The following is a 2,598-nucleotide window of genomic DNA, read 5'->3' on the forward strand; positions in this document are numbered from 1 at the left end:
CACTCAGCCCCCAGGCCAGCAGGCTGGAGACGATGACGGCGATGATCGGCGTGGTCTTGCACAGCATGCCCGCCGCGCTCTCACTCATCCGCAAGGCCATCAGGCCGTGCTTGAGATGACGACGTGCCAGGATCAGCCACGCCAGGCAGCCCAGCCCGATGGCGAGTGTCGGCCAGTGCAGCCCTTGCCCGCCTGCCGACAGCGACTCGCCCATCGCGATCAGATTGCCGCCGCTCAGGCTCAGGCCAGTGATCGGCCCGAGCTGACTGGCGATGATCAGGATGCCCGAGGCGGTCATGAAGCCCGAGATCACCGGGTGGCTGATGAAATTCACCAGCACTCCCAGGCGCAACAGCCCCATGGCGATCAGCATCGCGCCGGAGAGAAAGGCCAGCAGCAGCGCGGCGGCCAGCATCTCGGGCGTGGAGAGCGCCGCGCCATCGGCGCCGCTCATGCCCGCGATCGCCGAGGCCGTCATCAGCGAGATGATCGCCACCGGCCCCACCGCCAGGGTGCTGCTGGTGCCGAACAGCGCATACAGCACCAGCGGGAACATGCTGGCGTAGAGGCCGACCTGTGCCGGCAGCCCCGCCAGCAGTGCATAGGCCAGCGCCTGCGGCACCAGCATGACGCTGACGATCACCGCCGCCAGCAGATCACGCCCGAGACTGTGGCGGTCATAGTGGGCAAGCCAACCCGCCAGCGGCAGCCAACGGGCAAACGACGTCCCCTTTGCCTCTAGAACCGGCTCAGACATCGCGTGACGCCGGACGCGCCAGCCATTCGTGGCCCTTGAGCAGCAGGTTCCAGTAGATGAACGGCAGCCCCCGTGCCTTGAGCTGCCAGGCCAGGCGAGTCGGACGCGTGCCGTCATTGACCCACTTGGGGAAGGTCGGCTGCAGTTCGCCGCCGTAGCCGAATTCCGCCAGCACGATGCGGCCGTTCTCCACCGTCAGCGGGCAGGAGCCATAGCCCCGATAGCCCGCCGTGAGCGCGCCACCGGTCAGCGTGGCCAGCAGGTTCTCGACCACCACGGGGGACTGCTTGCGCACGGCCGCGGCGGTCTTGGCATTCGAGGTACCGCTGACATCGCCCAGCCCGAAGATGTCGGGATGGCTCATGTGCTGCAGGGTCTCGGGTTCGAGATCCAGCCAGCCGGCGGCATTGGCCAGCCCGGATTGGGCGATCAACGCCGGCGCCTTCTGGGGCGGCACCACATGCAGCATGTCGAAGGACTGCTCGACGATCTGCGGCTCGCCACCCTCCTCGGCTGCCGGCACCTCGAAGCGTGCCGTCTGCGTCTCGCCATCCACCGCGACCAGGCGCTGATGGAACCTGACGTCGATGCCATAGCCCGCGACCGCCTCTTCCAGCGCTGGCACGTAGGCCGGCACGCCGAACATCACGCCGCCGGCGTTGTGGAAGCTGACCTCGAGCTGCGACAGCACGTTCTCGCGCTGCCAGTGATCGCAGGCCAGATACATCGCCTTCTGCGGCGCACCGGCGCACTTGATGGGCATCGGCGGCTGGGTAAACAGCGCCTTGCCGCCCTTGAGGGTCTGCACCAGCTGCCAGGTATAGGGCGCGAGATCATAGCGATAGTTGGAGGTGACGCCATTCATTCCCAGCGTCTCCTCAAGCCCGTCGATGGCGCCCCAGTCCAGCTCCAGCCCGATGGCGATCACCAGACGCTCGTAGCGCAGACGATGGCCATTGCCGAGCGTGACTTCATGCGCCTCGGCATCGATGCCGGTGGCCGTATCGCGATACCAGTGCACGCCCTTGGGCATCACCGAGTGCATCGGCTTGCGCGTGAATTCCGGCGTGAAGATGCCGCCACCGACCATCGTCCAGCCCGGCTGATAGCTGTGCTGCTCGGCGGGTTCGACGATGGCGATGTCCATGCCCGGCTGGCGCTTGAGCAGACTGGCCGCCACCGCGATACCGCCGGCCCCGCCACCGATGATCACCACCTTGTGGGCGTTGGGTGCCAGGCGGTGATTGGCGGCGCGGGTCGCTTCCGAGGCCGAATCAGCCCCCTGATTGTCACAAGGCGTCGTTGCAGAATCCGAAACTGGCGGGGTCTGTGGCGTGCTCTGGCTCATCGATAAGGCTCCCATCGCGGAAAATCGTCCATTTGAGTCACAAAATTACGTAAGCAAGCTACATAGGCAAAGCGCCTGGACATACTCCCTGCCGGCATGGCAGCCATCACAGCTGATCAAACGGCAGGTTGAGCGGAATCTTGAGATAGGCGCGACCGTTGTCTTCCGCCGGCGGCATCTGGCCGGCGCGCATGTTCACCTGCACCGCCGGCAGCATCAGACGCGGCATGCCAAGCCCGGCATCACGCTTGGTACGCATGTCGACGAAGGCCTGCTCATCGATGCCGTCATGCACATGGATATTGTGCTCACGCTGCTCACCCACCGACGTCTGGCAGCAGAAGCCTTCACGCCCTTCGGCCGAATAATCATGGCACAGGAAGATGCGCGTGCTGTCCGCAAGCGAGAGCACCTTGTGAATCGAGCGATACAGCGTACGCGCATCGCCGCCGGGGAAATCGCAGCGCGCGGTGCCGTAATCGGGCATGAACAG

2 protein-coding genes and 1 pseudogene are annotated in these 2,598 nt (G+C 65.6%); all 3 read right to left on the reverse strand.

The genetic code is table 11. The annotated features are described in order from the left end of the window. Positions 1 to 757: SulP family inorganic anion transporter (locus AC4FAH_RS14450; RefSeq protein ID WP_490246304.1), on the reverse strand; the 757-nt coding region annotated here is incomplete at its 3' end. Next, on the reverse strand, positions 750 to 2,105 hold the full coding sequence (locus AC4FAH_RS14455) for an NAD(P)/FAD-dependent oxidoreductase (RefSeq protein ID WP_200906808.1): 1,356 nt from the start codon (positions 2,103 to 2,105) through the stop codon (positions 750 to 752). The genes AC4FAH_RS14450 and AC4FAH_RS14455, both read right to left, overlap by 8 nt. Before the next feature lie 106 nt (positions 2,106 to 2,211). After that, a pseudogene (locus AC4FAH_RS14460) lies at positions 2,212 to 2,598 on the reverse strand (MBL fold metallo-hydrolase); the annotation flags it as partial.

This window comes from Cobetia sp., assembly GCF_983723665.1.